Here is a 19,069-nt window from a genome sequence, read left to right as displayed (position 1 = left end):
GTTCTTAAGAGCAGGCCCCTACCTCACGACAAGGCGCGTCTCGCCGGATGCATACAATCATCCTCGCTCATTCTGCGCCTCCCCTGATTGCCGCTGCGATGGCATTGCATTCGACGGCAGCGCCAGCGAGACGGTCGGCCATGCTTTGCGTGCCGTGGTGGCGTTCACGTTCGGCCGCTTCCTTGTTCTCGTCGCGCCATTTCTCCGCGATCTTCGCGCACCGCTCGCGCTCGGCTGCGATCAACTCGTTGATGTCACCGCTATGATCTGCGGGCTGGGGAGCGGGCGTGAGTGCTGCGAGATACGCGGCATCTGCTGTCGCGGTGGAGGGTAAATCGCACGGATGCACATCATTTTCGTATGGGCAGAACTGATTGATGCACACCCAACGAAGCAAAAACCCATCGCGAACGACCACATTCCCGCATTTCGGGCAGCCCACATCATCCGGCGCGGGCTGGGCGAGGGCTGCTAGAGGCGGAGCACATTCTTCTAGACGCTCGCGATGACAGTTACCGCATTCGGACGGTGCGCCATATTTCTTGATATCGGCTCGGGTGTAGCATGTGACCCAGCCGCACGAGCACGACCAGCACCGCGATTTTTCGTCCTTCTCGATTGTTCTACGGATCGACCGCGCCTGCTGTATTGCTTGGCAGGAAGCGCAATTGCAATTCTCGCAGAACGCCTCACGCGCAACACTCAGTTTATCCATGTCCTTGGTCCTCGGTCGGGATGCCTGATCATCGGTCATCGAAAACTCCTGAAACAAACTCCGACATCGACATCTGGCGCTTGCCATCGCGGAGGCGGCTTTCATTGACCGAAATGAGCTGCGCGCTCATGCCGCCATCCTCATCTCGGCCAAGCCAGGCTGGTTCGCCGCGACGAGCGCTCGAGCGACCGGCGGGCAGACGCTGTTTCCGATCGCGGATATCTGCTCGGCGATCGTCAGCGGGCGCTCGACCCATTTGCCGCGCAGGAACTTCCGGACGACGGGGTTGAGGATGTAGCTGTCCGGGAAGCCCTGTGCGCGTGCCAACTCGCGCGGTTTAAGCATCCGCAGGCCGATATCGACGATGACATAGGTCTTCGCATCGATCGTGACTGTGACAACGGCGAACCGCGCCTTGGTGGTGATCGCGTCGAGCGGCCGATCGACTGCTTGGCTTTGTGCCGTCTCGTTCTCGCCGTCGGTGCCGTAATATTTTACGAGGAAGGCGGCGACCTTTACCGCGCGCTCCATCATCTCGGGCGGCAATGCTCCCTCTTCGATCAGCGTCGTCTCGACGATGCGCTGTTGCGATCCGGATGTCGTCGACGTGGAGAGCGGTTTGCGAGCGTCACGTCCAGCGCTGTTGCGGTTCCTCGGGCCGCCGTTGGCCTGCTCGATATGAGCGGTGACGAGGGCGTGATGCGTCCCGCCGGAACGGATCACCGGCACCCGGCCGCCGAGATCGCCACCGGCACCCCGCGTATCACTGCCATAATAGCGGGAGAGGAACGCGCTCACCAAGCCGAGCGGGACAGCGCCAGCCGGCCGGGTCGCTTCACCATTGGCCGTGACGGTCGGCATTTCTTTCTCGATCGACGAGCCGGCGCTGTCAGCCCTGAACTTCGTAATGTGGGGCGCGAGGCCAATGTCGACCGCAGCCAGCTCGCCGCCGTTCGCCGTCGTGATTGTGCGCAGAGGATCGAGCGAGTCGTGCGCCCGGCTCCACCCCTTGCTGTGGGTGACAGGTACGATGAAGGGGCGTTGGCCGTTGCGAGCGGCATTCACGACATAGCGCATCACGCCATGTGCGACGCGGCGGTTCGAGGCATCGACCAGGTCTTTCTTGCGGTTGAAGATGCTGGGACAGGGTATCGACCAGTCGATACATTCGGCCGCCGTGCGATACGGAAGCAGCTTGCCCGCAAGGACCGCCGGGCTGTTCGCCGGGCCATGCGTCGGCTTCGGCCAGACGATCGTCGCCTTGCCGTTCACCAGCTTTTTCATGACCATGTAGAGGCGCAGGCGCGAGGTCGGCGCGCCATAATCGCAGGCCCGCAGCCTCCGCCACTCGACCTTGCGGCCGGTGCGGCGGATCATGCGCACGAACTTTTGGAAGTCCTTCCCCTTCAGCGCCTCGATCGGGACGCCGTTACGGTCGAGCGGCGCGGCATATTCAAACTCCTCCACGTTTTCGAGATATGCGACCTCGGGATCGGTTTCCTCGATCCAGTGAACGACCTCCCAGCACAGCGCGCGGATCGACCGATCCTTGACCGGCCCGCCCTTTGCCTTGCTGTATTCCTTGCAATCGGGGCTGAACCACGCGCCCCAGACGGGACGCCCTCGGGTCGCCACACGGGGCCAGGTTGCGCGGATGTCCTGGCAATGATGCTCAGTCTCCGGATGGTTCGCCTTGTGAATGGCGATAGCCATAGGGTTGTGATTGATAGCGATATCGACCTCCCGGCCGATCGCCTGAGCGATGCCGGTCGATGCGCCGCCGCCGCCGGCAAAGCCGTCGATGAAGAGCCCTTCGAACCTCATGCCGCCACCCGCCATGCTGCAGCGCGGGGACGCGAGAATCGGTGTTCAAAAACCGTCCTTCTGAGTTCGCAGCGATCTGCGCGACTCGGCAGAAATCCGACACCGGAACAGACGGTGAATCGTGCGAACTTTTCAGGATCTTGGCCGCAGGACTGAGGATTTGCAGTCCTCTGCGTAACCACTCCGCCATCGGGCCGGAAGGGCGCTTCCTCTGCGCGGGCCTGCCGGGGTTGTCAACCGCTATGCTGCATCGCGCGTATCGATGATGCGTTATTGGCCGTATTGGCCCGCGTTTCGCGCCCCTCCTCGCCTATTCCCGCTACCCCAACGTCGCGCTTCGTCTTGGCGGCTGGCTGTTGTATCCTCTCAACGATTCGAATCCGGATCTGACGGTCGCAATTCAATCGGTTAACCGGAAGGCACGGCCATACAGGCCCCCCGGGCGACCGAAGGGGGAGAAGTGTGTTGCGCGCCCGGACGTTCGTTGTGCCATCCGCCCTGTTCGCGCTTGCCGCCATGCCGACGGCCGCGCCCGCGCAAAGCGCGCGGCCCAGCCTGCAAGACAGTTTCCGCCTCGGCAATGCCGGCGGATCGCTATGCCAGATGCAAAGCCAGAATGCCGATCCCGTCGCGAACGGCATGTTCGATCGCGCCTGGTCGATCGTCTGCCGCGATGCCGCGCGTCCGATCGGCCAGGTCTATGCGCTGCGCGACGGCGACGATGCGGTCGCGCGACTGACGGCGTCGCGGGATACGCCCGTCACCTGCGAAGGCGAGGCGAGTGCCGCGGTCGCCGATCTCGGCGCCGTTTCGGTCACTCCTTGCCGCTTCGCCAACGCCAATGTCGGCTACAAGATCTATCGCGCGCGCATCGGCCGCGTCACCTATCTGGCGCAAGGCCTTGCCGGCTACGACAGCGCGCTGGAACTCGGGCTGCGTACTATCGTCGCCGATCGCATCGTCGATGGAGAGATCCGCGTCGCCACCACCGGCCTGGCCGATCCCGTCGCCTTCGCCCGCGTTCAGGCCGGCGCGCTCGATCCCGCGCAAACGCTGGCGGAGGGCTATCGCCGCAACAACAGCGGCAATTATGCCGAGGCCGCCGAATTCTTCGATACGCTGCAATCGCGCCTCGATGCCGAGGACGCCGCGCGCGATACCGCCGCCAATCGCGAGCAGCGGCTCAACGAATATCTCGTCAACCAAGCGCTGCAGAAATCGAACCTGGGCGAGTTCGCCGAAGCCGACGCGCTGTTCGCCGCGGCGCTCCGCATCCCCACACTCGATCCCGTGCAGACACGCCTGCGCCGCAATTTCGAGGCGCTGCACCTCCTCAACCAGCGTAAGCTGGCCGAAGCAGAGACGGTGCTGGCGCGACCGGTGACGCCGATCGCCGGGCTCGCCCCGACGGCCGGCGCGGTCGAGATCGGCGCGCCGCTCGCCGCCGAGATCAATTCCAGCCTGCCCGCCGCGCGCCGGCTGGGCGCGACCCAATCGGCGATGCTCTCGCCGGAGGAACGCGTCGCTATCCTCGACGCACAGGCGCTGCAGCTTCGCGCCACCGTCCTGCGATTGCAGGGCAATCCCGCCCCGGCGCGCGCCATGCTGGACAAGGCGCTGGCAGACGCCACCGCGATCCGCGAAGGGCGCGTCACCTCGATCACCCGGCTGCGTGCGCAGATCATGGCGGAAAACGCGCTCACGCATGAGGATCAGGGCGATTTCGGCGGCGCGGAGTCGCTGCTGCGCCGCGCGCTCGATCTGCTGCGCACCAGCTATCCCGAAACCACCGCGATGAACGGCGGGCGGGCCCGGCTCGCCGCCTTCCTCGTCCGCCGTGGCAAGCGGGACGAAGCGATGGCGCTCTATCGCGAGGTGGTAGCGAGCACGACCGAGAGCCGCGCCAACACCACCGGCCTCGCCAATCTGCTCGCCCCCTATTTCCAGATGCTCGCCGAACAGGTGCCCAGCCGCCCCGCGCTGGTCTCCGATCTGTTCCTCGCCAGCCAGACGCTCGTCCGCCCCGGCGTCGCCGATACCCAGGCGGTACTGGCGCGCGAACTGCGTGACGGTGGCGGCGAACCCGCGCGCCTGTTCCGCCAGGCGGTGACGCTTTCGCGCGATATCGAACGCACGCGCATCGAGATGGCCCGGCTCGGCCAGATCACCAATCCCGACGCGTCGGTGCGCGATCTAGTCGCCGCGCGCGATGCCGATCTTAAGACGATGGTGGAACAGCAATCGCTCACCTTCGCCCGCCTCTCCGAATATCCGCAATATCGCGCGCTCTCCACCGAAGCGATGACGCTGGACGATCTGCGCGCGGCGCTGAAACCGGGTGAGGCCTATTACAAGATGGCGATCGCCGGGCGCGATATCTATGCCATCTATGCCGACGCCCAGGGGGCCACGGCATGGCGGCTGCCGATCTCCGCCACGACGCTCGATGCCAAGGTCCGTGGGCTGCGCGACACGATCTCGACGATCGAGAACGGCCAGAACATGACCTACCCGTTCGACATCAAGCTGGCGCGCTCGCTCTATTCGGATCTGTTCGATCCCGTGGCGCAGCGGCTGGCGGGCGTCCAGCATCTGATCTTCGAACCCGACGGCGCGATGCTGCGCCTGCCCGTCAACCTGCTGATCGCCGATCAAGCGGGTATCGACGCTTATCTGGCGCGCACCGCCGATCCCAATGCTGACGAATTCGATTTCCGCGGCATCGACTGGCTGGGCCGCCGCCATGCGGTGAGCACCGCCGTTTCCGCCCGCGCGTTCCGCGACACCCGCCGCACCCCCGCCTCCGCCGCCGCGCATCAATATATCGGCTTCGGCGACAATGCCCCCGCCTCCGCCGCACCAAACGGCGCCAGATTGCTGCCCGCGTCGGCAACGCGATCGCCCGATCCGTCGGCCGCGATCGACTGTGCCTGGCCCCTCAGCGAATGGAACAAGCCGATCGCCGCCGTCGAACTGCAGCAGGCCGCGGCCGAGGTCGGCGCCGGCGCGTCGCAGATCGTCACCGGCAATGCCTTCACTGATACAGCCGTGCGCGGCCGCACGGATCTGGCCGATTATCGCATCCTCCATTTCGCGACGCACGGCCTCGTCACGGCGCCACGCCCCGAATGCCCCGCTCGCCCCGCCCTCCTCACCTCGTTCGGCGGTGGGGATTCGGATGGACTGCTCAGCTTCCGCGAGATCTATGATCTGAAGATCGACGCCGATGTCGTGATCCTCTCGGCCTGCGACACCGCCGGCGAAGCCAGCCGTGACGCGACGCGCGAAGCGGGCGTCACCACCGGCGGGGGCTCCGCCCTTGACGGGCTGGTCCGCGCATTCATCGGCGCGGGCGGACGATCGGTGATCGCCAGCCACTGGCCCGCGCCCGACGATTTCAACGCCACGCGGCGGCTGATCGCTGGCCTGTTCGAAGGGGGCGCCGGCCGCCCGATCGCGTTCGCCATGCAGGACGCCGAACGCGGGCTGATGGACGAGGCGGCAACCTCGCACCCCTATTACTGGTCGGGCTTCGCCATCATCGGGGACGGCGCGCAGCAGTTGATCGTCAAGCGCTGACCGCCTGATGGGGGAGGATATCGCGACAGCGCCCAAACGCCCACCGCTCGCGCGGGCGGCGCGGCTGGTGCGCAAGGTACGCCCGGCGCGCGCCGTCGCCACTGCGCTGTTCCTGATCGCCGCCTTGCTGATCGCGCGCCATAGCTGGGATCTGCGGCTGCTCACGCCCGCCGCCGAACGCGCGCTCTACGATCTGCGCGTCGTGGCGACCGTGCCGCGCGTGGAAAAGGACGATCGCATCGTCATGGTCGTCTATAACGATCAGACGCTGATCGCGACGCGCAAGCGCTCGCCGCTCGATCGCGCCACCTTGGCACGCGCGCTCCGCAATCTAGACGCGATGGGGGCGAAGGCGATCGGCATCGATATCCTGATCGATCAGGAACAGGATGAGGACGCCGAGTTGATCGAGGCGTTCCGGTCTATGCGAACGCCGACCTATCTCGCTTATGCTTCGGCAGACACAAATGCCGGCAATATCGAATATGGCCAGCAGCAGTTCCTGGATGCGTTCCAGCGCGCGATCGCCGGTCCCAAAGTGAAGCCCGCGAGCATCCGGCTGGAGGTCGATAACGACAATGTCGTGCGAAGCTGGCCGGCCCAGCCCGCCAGCGTGCCGCCGCTGCTCGCCAACGCGCTTACCCCCGTGCACCCCGAATCCCGGCGCTATACCGGCAGCATCCGTTTCCTGGCGCCGAAACTCACGGATTACCCCGTCTACAACAAGCTGCCGATAGATCTGTTCGCGGGCGATGCCGTGGTGCCGCAATTCGCCGAGTTGATCCGTGGCCGATATGTGCTGATCGGCGGCGACATCTTCGATTTCGACAAGTTCGAAACACCGCTGCGCGGCCTGACCGGCGCAACGATGATCGGGCTGGAGGTGCACGCCAACATCCTCTCCCAACTGCTCGACGGCGCCGGCTATGCCCGCATCCCCGGCTGGGTGCTGTGGCTTTCGGCGATGGTGGCGGTGATCGCGGGAGCCCTCTCCAGCCTGATCGGCGGGGCCTGGTGGCGGCTGAGCGCCGCGCTCGTGGTTCAGGGTGCGGCCATCATCACCCTGCCCTTCATGCTCCACGCGCGCATGATCGATACCCAGGGTCTGCCCGTCTTCGGCTGGCTCGTCGGCTGGGTGATCGCCTTCGCCGCCGTCGGCGCGGCCGCGCGCGCGATCGGATCGGAACAGCGCAAATTCGCGCAGTCGGCGCTCGGCAAATATCTGCCGCGCGACATCGCGACCGAGATCCTCGCCGATCCCGAGCGACTGGCGCTCCATGGCGAAAAGCGGGAGATCTTCGTCGTCTTCACCGATCTGGAGGGCTTCACCAAATTGAGCCATGCGATCGCCCCGGAAATGGTCGCGCTGCTGCTCAACCGCTATCTCGACATGTTGAGCGACGTCGTGCTCGATCATGGCGGCACGATCGACAAGTTCGTCGGCGATGCCGTCGTCGCCTTCTGGGGGGCGCCGATCTCGCGCCCCGACGATGGCGAGCGCGCCGCGCGCGCAGCCTATGCGATGTGGCAGGCGGGCGAAGCGTTCCGCAACAGCGCACCCGAAGGCGTTCCCCCGATCGGAAAGACGCGCGTGGGCCTGCATTTCGGTGAAGCGATCGTCGGCAATTTCGGCGGTGAAGGGCGCATCCAATATACCGCGCTGGGGGATAGCATGAACACCGCGTCCCGCATCGAATCGGCCAACAAGCAACTCAAGGCCGGCATGATGGCCAGCCGCGAGGCGGTCGAGCGATCGGACCTCGACTGGTGGCGGCCGATGGGCTGCGTCGTCCTGCGTGGTCGTGCGAAACCGGTCGAGATCTTCGAACCCGTGCCCGATATGGACGCCAGTGATCTCGGTCACTTCCGGTCAATGATGAATCGGCTATCGCAGGGTGACCTGGTGGCGCTCGACGAGCTGGAGGGTTTCGCAACCTCCCATCCCGACGATGCGGCGCTCGGCAATCTGGTGTATCGTTTGAAACATGCCGAAGCAGGAGGTCACTATGTTCTCGACTGATGCGATCATAAGGCGCGGCACCGTGGTGCTGGCCTGCGCATTGGGTCTTGGCGGCGCGGCGATCGCGCAGACCATCGTCGTCAAGTCCTCCGGCCCCTCGGCGAAAAGCTATCCGGTCGGCAAGTCGCTCGCGCCCGGCGCGAAGATCGTGCTGGCCAAGGGCGACAGCCTGACCGTGCTCGACAGCCGCGGTACCCGCACGCTCAGCGGCCCTGGCAATTTCGGTGCAGATGCTTCGTCGGCCACGGCCAACCAGAGCTTCACTTCGCTGGTCGCCACGCAGAACCGCCGCCGCGCTCGCACCGGGGCGGTGCGTACGCTCGGCCAGCGCGTGCTGCCGCCCAGCCTTTGGTTCGTCGATATCGAGCGCAGCGCCACCTTCTGCGTCGCCGACGCCACGGCGGTGCAGCTCTGGCGACCGGACATGCAGCAGGCGGCGGCGCTCACCATCACCGATCAGGGCGGCAAGAGCAGCAATGTCGCCTTCGCGATGGGCCAGAACAACGTGCCCTGGCCGGTCGCAACGCTGCCCATCGTCGATGGACACAGTTATACGCTGAGCGGCGCGGGGCTGGCCAAGCCGGTCAAGCTGCGTTTCGCGATGCTGGGTGCGCCCGTCACCGATCCGGTCGCCACCTATACCGCGCTCGATGGCAAGGGATGCGGCGATCAACGGGATTTGCTGATCACCGCGACCAGCGCCGACGAAACAAGGTCCTGAACCCCGCGAGAACGGATGTCGGAACGGGCTTTCCGCCTTGCCTTTGAAGAGGCCGACTGATAGCCTATGGCACTGAAAAAAGCGCGGTTTCGCGCGCTTGTTTCGACCCCGCTGGTCGCAGGGGAGGCAGAGGGAACGAGGCGGCAATCGCCCGCGCCGATGTCGGTTTCCGGGGCGCGTTTCGGCCCCTGGTAACGAAGTTTGGACGGCCGCGGCTTTTCAGCCTTTGCCGCCGCCCATCGTCCGGCGCCAGCGGCTTGCGGACGGGGTGACGGAAGAGACTGGGGATTGGGCGGCCTTTTGGGGGCATGCTCATGCTGTTGTCGCGGTCCGCCTGTCTGTTGTCGGTCCCCTTGCTCAGCGCCCTCGTCATGCCGTTTCCGGCGCTCGCCCAAACGCCGCCGGCGCCGCCCACCCGCGACCAGATCGAGCGGGGCGGCATCGAACGAATCGAGCGTGATCGCCGGGATCGCGTGACGGTGGAGGGCGATGTCGAACGCGCGCCTTGCCCGCTTGCCGATCCGCGCTTCGCAGGCGTCAACGTCACGCTCGCCGATGTTCGCTTCGATGGCCTTTCGGTCGTCTCCCCCGAAACATTGCGCCCGGCCTGGGCGGAATTTACCGGCCGCAGCGTGCCCGTCGCCACCTTGTGCGAGATCCGCGACCGCGCCGCGACGATGCTGCGCCGTCAGGGCTATCTCGCCGCCGTGCAGGTGCCGCCGCAGCGCATCGACGATAACGGCGTCGCGCGGTTCGACGTGCTGATGGCGAAGCTCGTCCGCGTCCAGGTGCGCGGCGATGCCGGCCGTGCGGAGGCGGTGATCGAGCGACAACTCCGCAAATTGCAGGATCAGCCCGTCTTCAACACGCATGAGGCCGAACGCTATCTGCTGCTCGTCCAGGACATACCGGGCTATGACGCACGACTGACCTTGCGGCCGGCGGGCACCAGACCGGGCGAGGTCGTCGGCGAGGTCGCGGTCACCTACACACCGGTCGAGATCGACGCCAACATCCAGAATTACGGATCGCGCGACGTCGGCCGTTTCGGCGGGATGATCCGCGCCCGCTTCAACGGGCTGACGGGCATGGGCGACACCTCGACGCTCAGCTACTATACCACCGCCGATTTCCAGGAACAGCATGTCGTCCAGGCCTCGCACAGCTTCCGCGCGGGCAGCGAGGGGCTCACGCTGGGCGGAGACTTCACCTATGCCTGGACGCGGCCGTCGCTCGGCCCCGGCGCCGATTTCCGCACCCGGACGCTGATCGCGACGCTGCGCGCCGCCTATCCGGTGCTGCGCAGCCAGTCGGCCAACGTCTATGCGGGCGGCGGCATCGATTATGCCGATCAGGATATCCGCTTTGGCGGCGTCCTGCTCAATCGCGACAAGCTGCGCGTGCTCTTCGCCCGGCTCGATTACGACCTGATCGATCCGGACAGCATCTCCAGCATCAACGGCTTTTCCGCGCGCGAGCCGCGCTGGCGCTTCGGCGGATCGCTGGAGATGCGCCAGGGTTTGTCGATCCTGGGTGCGAGCAAGCCGTGCGGCGCGACGTTCATCAACTGCCTGCCCCCCAATGTCGGCATCAGCCGGGTGGAGGGTGATCCAACCGCCTTGGTGATGCGCGCCACCGCCTATGGCGAGTTGCGGCCCAGCCCCGGCATCACGCTGGCGGTGTCTCCGCGCGTGCAATGGTCGCACAATCCGCTGCTCAGCTTCGACGAGTTCTCGGCAGGCAACTATACGATCGGGCGCGGCTATGATCCCGGCACGCTGACGGGGGACAGCGGCATCGGCATCCAGACCGAGTTGCGCGTCGGCAGCCTCGTGCCCCGCAAGATCGACGGCGTCGCGATCGAGCCCTTCGCCTTTTTTGACGCCGCCTGGGTCTGGAACGAGGATCGGCTGTTCGCGCCCTATCCACGCGATCCTCAACGGCTGTTCTCGGCGGGCGCGGGCCTGCGCGCCGCCTGGGGTGACCATGCCCGGCTCGATGCCGTACTCGCCGCCCCGCTGCGCCGCACCGGCCTTCAGGCCGACAAGGGCGATATCCGCTTCCTGATGTCCCTCACCGTCAAATTGCTGCCCTGGACACGATGATGAGCAAGCCCGCCTCGCTGGAGCGTAACGCCATGCCGAAAGCAGCCCCTTTCTCGCGTATCCTCACGCCGCTGCTCACCAGTTGCGCGATGGGCCTCGCGCTCGGTACCGCCTCAACCGCTCATGGCCAGGCGTTCAAGGGCACGCCGCAGATCGTCGTCGGCGAAGCGATCATCACCAATTCGGAGATCGCCGGCAATCCGTACGACTTCATCGCGCTCAACACGCCCCAGTTGGTCATCAACTGGGCGCCCACCGACAATGGCGGCGGCGGCGCCCCGATCGACTTCCTGCCTGCCAACGCCACCGTCCAGTTCTCCAGCAACGCCAATTTCACCGTGCTCAACCGCATCCTGCCGAATAGCAACCGTGCGGTTGCACTCAACGGCAACGTCTTCGGGCGGGTCGGAAACGAGGTCGGCGGCAATGTCTGGTTCTACAGCCCCACGGGCGTGATCGCGGGCAACGGTTCGGTCTTCGCGGTCGGCGGCCTCGTGCTCACCGCCAACGACATCGCCTTTACCCCCAATAGCGGCGAGCCCGACGGCTCGATCAATCTCGGCCCCGGTGGCCGCATCCCCTTCCGCGCGGCGGCGGGCAGCACCGCATCGGTCGTGGTCGAGCCTGGTTCGCTCATCTCGATGAACGGCATCAACGCCTATGTCGCGCTGGTCGCGCCGCGCGTCGTCCAGGGCGGAACGATCCATCTCGACGGTTCGGTGGCGCTCGTCGCCGCCGAGGAAGTCGATGTGACGATCAACCAGGGCCTGTTCGACATCAACATGATCACCGGCACGACGATGTCGCAGGCGATCGTCCATACCGGCAGCAGCGGCGAAGTGCCGGCCTCGGGCGGACCCTTCACCGGCGGGCAGCGGGTCTATCTCGCGGCGCTTCCCAAGAACAACGCGATCACCATGCTCGTCGGTGGCTCGCTCGGCACCTCGGCGGCAAGCGCTGCCGCGACCAAGGGCGGCGTGATCCTGTCGGGCGGCTACGACATCGCCGACATCTCGGGCACCGGCATCGCCACCATCGCGGACACCACCAAGTCGGTCGACATCAAGATCGGCACCGCCACCTTCGGTTCGGACCTGACCGGGGTCACTACCGGCACGATCGACGCAAATCCTTCGCGCAGCACCACATTGCTGTTCGAAGGCGATGCGTCGCTGACCGGCGCCAAGGGCGTTTCGATGGTCGCCGATCTCGACGAGAGCATCGTCGCCAAGGGCGATCTCTCGCTGCTCTCGCCGATCTCGGCCAGCCTGCGCCTGGGCATCACCAACACCGAGTCCGGCACGATCGACAATGCGTCGAAAGTCGATGTCGCCGGCCTGCTCAACATCAAGGCCAACGGCATCGCGCTCACGCCGGGCGGCTCGGGCGCGGGTGGGATCGCGACGCTCCAGCTCGACGGCGGCGGCCCTGCGCCGCTGCTGACCGTACAGGGCATCACCAGCGTGGAAGCGCGCGGCGTCGGCCTCACCAGTTCCGGCAGCGGGGGCAGCGGTACCGGCGGGACCGCGCAGATCCTCAACAATGGCGGCACACTCACGCTCGGCGAAGTGAACGTCCTGGCGGGCGGGGTCGGCGCCAATGCCGGCGTCACGGGCAATGGCGGTAATGGTGGCGGCGGGCTGGCGCAATTTGTCGCCAATGGCGGCACGACGACGACCGGCGCTATCGCGATCGATGCCGGCTCCACCGGCGGCGCAGGCTCCGGCACCGGCGCCAACGGCATCGCGAACGGCGCGTCAAGCATCGCGCGCCTGGCCGTCTCAGGAAGTGGCGTGTCGCTCAAATCGGGTGGAAACGTTACCGTCCAGTCCAACGCGCTCAGCCGGATCGCGGGCACCGCATCGGGATCGAGCCAGGCGGGCACCGTCCAGATCCAGGCGACCAACGGCGCGCTGCTGGATGTAAATTCAGCCCTCTCCGGATCGGCCAGCATCGATTGGGCATTCGCGGCGGACTTGTTGCCGACCAAGGCCGGCACCACCAAGGGCGGCACCGTCTCCGTTTCCGTTGCCGGGGGCACGCTGACCGCACAGACCGGCCAGTTCACCGCCGATGCGAACGCCTTCGGCACCGAACTGCCGAGCATATCGATCGGCGCGACCACGGGCGGCAATGTCAGCCTGACCGCAAGCGATGCCGCAGGGATCGAAGGGTCCGCCAAGTTCTCGAATTTCCTGACTCTTTCCGCCAACGGCAAGGGCGGATCGGGCACGCAGGGCGCGGACGGTATCGGCGGAACCGTCGCATTGCTGGCCAATGGCGGAAGCATCCAAGCGGCGAACACCCTCACCATGACCGCGAGCGGCCAGGCGGGCCGGAACAGCGGCGGTACACCGGGCATCGGCCAGGGTGGAACGGCGACCGTGCAGACGCAGGCGGGCGGAACCAAGGCCGGAATCGATTTCGACCGGATCTTCATCGACGTCAGCGGTGCCGCCAATTTCACCGACGAAGGCGTGCCCTACGCGACAGGCAGTGGCGGACTGGGCAAGGGCGGCACGATCAACATCACGTCTTCGGGCGGCACGCTGATCGGCAACGAGATCTCGGCGAGCAGCCATGGTTTCGGCGGCCATGCCGTGGAATCGCCGACAGAGAGCGGTCTTCTGGCTGCCGGCATCGGCCAGGGCGGGACGATCGGCATCACCGTCAATGGCGGCACGGTGGACGTCGATACCATGTTCGCGGCGGCGGGCGGCAACGGCGGTATGGCGATCAGTCCCAACACCACCGAGGAATATGCTGGCTTTGCCGGCGATGGCATCGGCGGCACAGTCAGCTTCACCGCGACCAGCGGCAGCGTCATCACCGACTTGCTACAACTCTCCGCGCTCGGCAACGGTGGCGCCGGCGGAGATGGAATCGGACTCAACCCGGCATCCAACGGCGGCGACGGCACCGGCGGAACCGTGACCCTGGCGCTCGGCGGCGCCAAGGTGACAGCGGCCGCAACAGGGCTATACGCCCAAGGATATGGCGGCATCGGCGGCTTCAGCGGAAGCGAGGATGTTGCCCCGGGCGCCGGGGGGTCGGGCACCGGCGGAATTGCGCAGGCGCTGGCGAACAACGCCAGCTATGCGATCAACACGCTCGCGATCGATGCATCCGGCGTCGCGGGCGATGCCCAGCCGGTCTCCAAGGGCACCCAGCCGCCCAACGGCACCGGCCGTGGCGGCACTGCACAGTTCGTCAATCAGGGCGTGTTCCCAGGGCCGCCAGGGAACCGGAACATAGGCGCACTTATCCTCCGCGCCGATGGCGTTGGCGGCTTGATCGGTGCTTCGCCCGGCCCCAACGCCATTGCCGGCCTGGCACGGATCGCCGATCCGGCCAGCGGCACCAACGCATCGATGACCATCGCCAGCGTTTCGGCGAGCGCGCTGGGAACAGGCGGCGCAGGCAAGGGTTTCCAGCTCGAAAGCAGTGGCGGCACATTGTCCGTCGCCGGCGACTTCACGGTCGACACCGGCGGCGACGCCAGCTTCGCGATCACCGGCGACGGTACTCTGGCGATCGGCGACAGCGCCAGCATCTTCGCGGGCGGCAACATATCGATCAGCCATGGCGCCCAGACGACCCCGGCCTCTCCATCGATCACCACAGGCTCCGCGATCTTCGACGCAGGCAAGAACTTCACCGCGGGCGCCGGCACGATCGTCAGCGCGGGCGACACCCTTATCGTCCGCGCTCGCACGGGAAACATCACAGCGGCCGATCTGCGCGCGGTCAACGCGCTCGGCATCCACGCGCTGGGCAGCGTTTTTCTGACCAACGCCCGCACCACCGGCCCCGCTAGCGGCTCGCCGCTGACGGGCGGATCGATCGACATCACCGCCGGCGTCGACCCGGTCGAGCTGGTCGGCACCTATCTGCCCGTCGATATCGTTATCAGCGGCACGGTGAGCGCGAGCGGCCAACTGCGCGCGCATGCCGGCCGCGACATATTGGGAGAAGGCGGCCCGCCGGATCGGATCCTGCAAGGCGAAATCATCTCGCTGATCGCGGGACGCGACATTTCCGGTGCCAATCTCGCGCTTCTTTCCAACCGCAATCTCGATCTGTCGGTGGGCCGCGACCTGCAGCTCCGCACCATCGATATCTTCGGACCGCTCAACACCATCAACGACAAGGGTGCGGTCACCGGCGCCGGCGTACTCACCGTACCCGGAGCGATCAGCATCTCGAACCTGTTGCGACTGCGCGGCGCCACGCCCGCGACGATCCGCGCCACCAACGGCCTGGCGATCGGCGACGCGGTGACGAGCGGACTCGACATCGCAACGACAGGCGGCACCCTTTCGCTCGGCTCACTCAAGGACAATGTCGGCGCATCCGATTTCCTGAAGGCGAGCGCGCCGTCGATCACGCTCGGCGCCATCCAGGTCGATGACGACATTCTCGCCACCGCGACTACGGGCACGCTCAACGCGACCAGCCTGACGGCGGGCGATGCGATCACCCTGAAGGCGAACGCCGCCCTGGCCGCCGAAGATGTCGATGCGGGCGGCATCGTCCAGCTCACTTCGACGACGTCGACCGTCAATGCGGCCACGATCGCCGGCAAGAGCGGCGTCACGGTCAGCGCACCGGGTGCGATCACGATCACATCCGCCAGCGCGGGCGACGGCGGGACGCAAGCCGACATATCGATCGCGGCGCTCGGCAGCCAGGCGATCAAGATCGACAGCGCGGTCGCCACGCGCGACATCGCGATCACCGATACCGGCAGCGCCAGCCTGACCGCCGGCATGCTGAGCGCCGCCGGTGCGCTTTCGGTCGATCTCGACGGCAGCGCGACGATCGACACGGCCAAGACCACCGGCACTGGCACGATGAGCCTGACCGCCGATACCGGCCTGGCGGTGAAGACCATCCAGGCGGGCGGCCCCGTCACGCTGAAGGCGGAAGCGGGTGCGGTCACGGTCTCGACTGACCTTGCCGCGGCGGGTCAGGTCACGGCATTGGGCAAATCGATCGACCTGACCGCGACCAAGGATCTGACGCTCCTTTCGGCACAGGCGACCACGGGCGGGCTGAGCGTGCTCGCGGGCGGTGCCCTCTCCGTCAACAGCGGCACGGCGAGCGGCGACATCAAGCTGACCAGCAGTGGTGGCGCATTGACCGTCGGCAGCGTTCAGGCGGACGGCGCTCTGGCGCTTGCATCCAAGGGCGGCACGACCGTCAATACGCTGGCTACCGGCGACACCGTCAAGATCGCATCGGGTGACATTGCGATCGCGGGCGGCGGCCGGATCGGCACGGCGGGCACGACGACTTTGGTGGAACTGACCAATAGTGACGATACGCGGCGGAGCTTCTATGGCGGCGCTTCGACCACCGACGGCTACAGCCTGTCCGCCGACGAACTCGGCCGGGTCTTCGGCGACGACATCACGCTGATCGCCCCGCGTACCGCCGCAAGCGGCACCAACGCCCCCGATGTGATCGTCGGCGCGATGGCAATCGCCAGCCGCGCCAACGCCCCAGTCGGTCAGCTTGGCGCGCAGGGCGCTTTCACCATCCGCACGACCGGCCGGGTCCGCGTGGACGGCGCGGTCGCGATGACCGGCGCCAGCGACGCCAACGCCTTCGCCATCCAGGCCGGCGAACTCATCGCCATCGACGCCGCGACCGGATCGATCGACGTGCGCGGGCCCAATGACGCGCTCGGTGGCACGATCGCGCTCTCGGCGGGCGATATCATCGCGGCTTCGGCGGGCGCGACCGAGACGGTGCTTGCGAGCGACGACATCGCCGCGATCGATACACGGCTGGGCACCAATGACGGCGCGACGATCGACCAGGGCATGCTCCGCGCGCGCGGCCTGCGCTTCACGGTGAGCAACGGCCTCTACATCCAGAATAGCGGCGCCGGCACCGCCTATGCCCAGCGGCGCGGCTTTACGGCTGGGGCCAGCGGCATCGCGATCGCCACCGCGCAAGGCGCAAGCCCGCATATCGTGATCAACGGACAGGTGGTTCCGGCCGGCGGAACGCCGATCACCGGCCTCGACACCATCCCCAACGTCAGCATCAACGGCCAGCCCGCGCCATCCGCATCGGGTTTCGCCGCGGGATCGACAATCAACGGCTGCGTGATCACCGCCGCAGGCAACTGCGTCACGCCGACACCTACGCCTACACCCACACCTACTCCCACTCCGACACCAACCCCCACTCCGACGCCGACGCCGACGCCCACCCCGACGCCTACTCCCACACCGACGCCTACTCCCACACCGACACCGACACCGACACCGACACCGACGCCAACGCCAACCCCCACGCCGACGCCGACGCCGACGCCGACGCCGACGCCGACGCCGACGCCGGACCGGATCGTGGACACACCGACGCGCGACCGGATCGAAGGGCCTGTCGAAACCGATGTCGATGAAGGATTGCGGATCGCGCAGATCGAAATCGAGGACGTCGACAGCTTCGGTTACCAGCCGCTGATCGACGAACCCGTCACGGGATCAGGCAATGACGATCTCTGGATTCCGCAGGATTGCGATCCAGCCAAGCAAGGCGACTGCCCCGCCCCGCCCCCAGCGAAGCCGCCTCCGTCTCCACCCTGAGATTGGGTGTCACGATGGTTGACGCGGGCGCGTTTTGCGGGGATTGGCTCGCACCATGACCCAAGGCGCACCGCTCATCCTCCATGACAGCCTGACGCGCGCGGCCCGGCCGTTCACGCCGATCGATCCCGATCATGTACGCGTCTATTCCTGCGGCCCGACGGTCTACAATTATGCCCATCTCGGCAATCTGCGGGCCTATGTCTTCACCGACACGCTGAGCCGCGTCCTTGCCTGGAAGGGCTGGCCGCTCACGCACATCATCAACATCACCGATGTCGGCCATCTGACGTCCGACGCCGATGCCGGCGACGACAAGATGGAGGCCGCCGCGCGCGCGCAGGCCAAGAGCATCTGGGATATCGCCGCGCATTATACCGAGGCGTTCAAGCGCAATCTGGCGGATCTCAACATCCGTCCGCCCAGCCTGTGGTCGGTCGCGACCGATCACATCACCGAAATGGTGGAATTCGCAACCGACATCGCCCCGCGCCATTGTTACGAGCTGGAAACGGGCCTGTATTTCGACGTGTCGACGGTTCCGGATTACGGCCGGCTCGCACGCGCAGTCGATGACGAGGGCGAAAGCCGGATCGATCCGGTGGCGGGCAAGCGCCATGCGCAGGATTTCGCGATCTGGCGCAAGAGCGCGCCGGGCGAGAACCGGCAGATGGAATGGGATTCGCCCTGGGGTCGCGGCGCGCCCGGCTGGCATCTCGAATGCTCGGTGATGAGCCGGAAATATCTGGGCGACCAGTTCGATATCCATACCGGCGGGATCGACCATCGCGAAATCCATCATCCCAATGAGATCGCGCAGAACCAGGCGCATAGCTGCACCGCCAACACCGGCGCGAACTGGTGGATGCACAATAATTTCCTGGTCGATCGCGGCGGCAAGATGTCGAAGTCCAAGGGCGGCTTCACCACGCTCCAGTCGCTGATCGACCGTGGCATCCATCCGCTCGCCTATCGGTTGATGTGCATTTCCGCGCATTATCGCTCGGAACTCGAATTCAGCGCGGAAAGCCTGGTCGCGGCACTCACCCGCCTGCGCCGCTGGGTGATCGCCGTCTCGGCGCTCGCCGAGGATGGCGGCGAACCCGACCGGGCACTGCTCGATGCGTTCGACGAAGCCATTTCGGACGATCTCAATCTGCCCAAGGCGCTGCCGCTGCTCGACAAGGCGATCGCGAAGAAATCACGCGCGACGGTGGCGCGGATGGACGAGGTGCTGGGCCTGAACCTGTTGTCACTGACCCGCGCCGATCTGCGCGTCCGCCCCACGGACGCGGTGCTGAGCGAGGATGAGGTCGAAGCAAGGATGGCGGAGCGACGGCAAGCGCGCGCCAACAAGGATTTCGCGACCTCCGACCGCGTTCGCGATGCGCTCGCGTCGCAGGGCGTCGAGGTCATGGACGGGGATCCGCTGGGCTGGGACTGGAAGATCGCGCTGGAATGACGTTTCTCGCCTTGCGCGGAAGACGATGAGCTTGAGCCGCC

8 protein-coding genes are annotated in these 19,069 nt (G+C 66.4%); 6 read left to right on the top strand and 2 right to left on the bottom strand.

Annotated elements, in window-relative coordinates; translation table 11 throughout:
- Nucleotides 1–67 precede the first annotated feature (67 nt).
- The gene (locus ACODTA_RS23730) at nucleotides 68–754 is read right to left on the bottom strand and encodes a hypothetical protein (protein WP_489069274.1); all 687 of its coding nucleotides are present in this window, start codon (nucleotides 752–754) and stop codon (nucleotides 68–70) included.
- Between the two features lie 87 nt (nucleotides 755–841).
- Nucleotides 842–2,554 carry a DNA cytosine methyltransferase gene (locus ACODTA_RS23725; RefSeq protein ID WP_489069272.1) on the bottom strand — a complete coding sequence of 571 codons (1,713 nt, stop codon included), beginning with the start codon at nucleotides 2,552–2,554 and terminating at the stop codon, nucleotides 842–844.
- 447 nt (nucleotides 2,555–3,001) lie between these two features.
- Here ACODTA_RS23725 and ACODTA_RS23720 point away from each other — a divergent pair, with 447 nt between their 5' ends.
- The 6 genes from ACODTA_RS23720 to cysS all read left to right on the top strand — a co-directional run bounded on the left by ACODTA_RS23720 (nucleotide 3,002) and on the right by cysS (nucleotide 19,028).
- Nucleotides 3,002–6,118: a CHAT domain-containing protein gene (locus ACODTA_RS23720; protein ID WP_489069270.1), complete on the top strand. Its 3,117-nt coding sequence runs from the start codon at nucleotides 3,002–3,004 to the stop codon at nucleotides 6,116–6,118.
- A 7-nt stretch (nucleotides 6,119–6,125) separates the two neighbouring features.
- A complete protein-coding gene (locus ACODTA_RS23715; RefSeq protein ID WP_489069268.1) occupies nucleotides 6,126–8,138 on the top strand; it encodes a CHASE2 domain-containing protein in 2,013 nt (670 codons plus the stop codon).
- A complete protein-coding gene (locus ACODTA_RS23710) occupies nucleotides 8,125–8,859 on the top strand; it encodes a hypothetical protein (protein WP_489069266.1) in 735 nt (244 codons plus the stop codon). Before ACODTA_RS23715 ends, ACODTA_RS23710 begins: the two co-directional genes overlap by 14 nt.
- A gap of 308 nt (nucleotides 8,860–9,167) precedes the next feature.
- A complete protein-coding gene (locus ACODTA_RS23705) occupies nucleotides 9,168–10,964 on the top strand; it encodes a ShlB/FhaC/HecB family hemolysin secretion/activation protein (protein WP_489069264.1) in 1,797 nt (598 codons plus the stop codon).
- Complete coding sequence (locus tag ACODTA_RS23700; protein ID WP_489069262.1) at nucleotides 10,964–17,566, top strand: hypothetical protein; 6,603 nt, start codon at nucleotides 10,964–10,966, stop codon at nucleotides 17,564–17,566. The genes ACODTA_RS23705 and ACODTA_RS23700 overlap by 1 nt, the downstream gene beginning before the upstream one ends.
- A 55-nt stretch (nucleotides 17,567–17,621) precedes the next feature.
- The gene (gene cysS, locus ACODTA_RS23695) at nucleotides 17,622–19,028 is read left to right on the top strand and encodes a cysteine--tRNA ligase (RefSeq protein ID WP_489069260.1); all 1,407 of its coding nucleotides are present in this window, start codon (nucleotides 17,622–17,624) and stop codon (nucleotides 19,026–19,028) included.
- Nucleotides 19,029–19,069 lie beyond the last annotated feature (41 nt).

Source organism: Sphingomonas sp. FG14 (assembly GCF_057809675.1).
This window is presented reverse-complemented; position numbering and strand designations above follow the sequence as displayed.

What these genes read in the sequence shown, in the direction of transcription:
- ACODTA_RS23730 (WP_489069274.1), bottom strand. Translation starts at nt 754, where the DNA reads ATGACCGATGATCAGGCATCCCGACCGAGGACCAAGGACATGGATAAA.
- ACODTA_RS23700 (WP_489069262.1), top strand. Translation starts at nt 10,964, where the DNA reads ATGAGCAAGCCCGCCTCGCTGGAGCGTAACGCCATGCCGAAAGCAGCC.
- ACODTA_RS23705 (WP_489069264.1), top strand. Translation starts at nt 9,168, where the DNA reads ATGCTCATGCTGTTGTCGCGGTCCGCCTGTCTGTTGTCGGTCCCCTTG.
- ACODTA_RS23725 (WP_489069272.1), bottom strand. Translation starts at nt 2,554, where the DNA reads ATGGCGGGTGGCGGCATGAGGTTCGAAGGGCTCTTCATCGACGGCTTT.
- cysS (WP_489069260.1), top strand. Translation starts at nt 17,622, where the DNA reads ATGACCCAAGGCGCACCGCTCATCCTCCATGACAGCCTGACGCGCGCG.
- ACODTA_RS23710 (WP_489069266.1), top strand. Translation starts at nt 8,125, where the DNA reads ATGTTCTCGACTGATGCGATCATAAGGCGCGGCACCGTGGTGCTGGCC.
- ACODTA_RS23715 (WP_489069268.1), top strand. Translation starts at nt 6,126, where the DNA reads ATGGGGGAGGATATCGCGACAGCGCCCAAACGCCCACCGCTCGCGCGG.